Source organism: Vreelandella olivaria, from assembly GCF_023507745.1.
Taxonomy (GTDB): Bacteria; Pseudomonadota; Gammaproteobacteria; order Pseudomonadales; family Halomonadaceae; genus Vreelandella; species Vreelandella olivaria_A.
Map to the genome: position 1 here is coordinate 1 of NZ_JALPZO010000085.1, position 579 is coordinate 579.

A 579-nucleotide genomic window follows, 5' to 3' on the forward strand; every position below is an offset into this window, starting at 1 on the left:
TGCGAGCATGTTCGTCGATGGTATGCCGGTCGCACGGGTAGGCGATACATCCTCATGCGGGGCCACCATTACCACAGGAGCGGCCTGGTTCGAGGTGGAAGACGCCCCGGCAGCAATCAACGGCAGCACCACCTCCTGCGGTGGCTATGTGGCTGCGTCATCGAGCGCTGTCACAGGCTCGCCCACCTCAATCTCCCTGGGACCGGGCATCTCATTCCAGCGCATGTCGGCTGCCGACGTTGAGGCCGAGCTCAACGCCGAGATCGCCCGCAGCAATGCACAAACCGCCTCCTTTCAAGCAGCGGCGCAGGGTACGTCGGAAGATACCCAGCGGGACGAAGTCAATACCAGCAACGATATTGCCCCCGGCTTCATTATCGTGCGTAAACTCACACCCCGGGTGGAACTGAAGCGTGACATTCTCCCCGCACCCACCCCTGAGGTGGAAGCGATGTTCGAGCGTCTTAATGGCCACCTGGGCGAGGTAGTACTACCCGGCTCGATGGTGGTGCTCAGCGACCCCGATAACCTGCAATGCCGTCCCGAAGAAGACCAACTGATGCAGGAAGCCAGCAAGGT

At 61.1% G+C, this 579-nt stretch carries 1 protein-coding gene; it reads left to right on the forward strand.

Annotation, left to right across the window (positions count from 1 at the left end; translation table 11 throughout):
- Window positions 1-579, forward strand: a 579-nt coding sequence (locus HP566_RS07120) for a PAAR domain-containing protein (RefSeq protein WP_249976570.1), incomplete at both ends; no start/stop codon positions are given.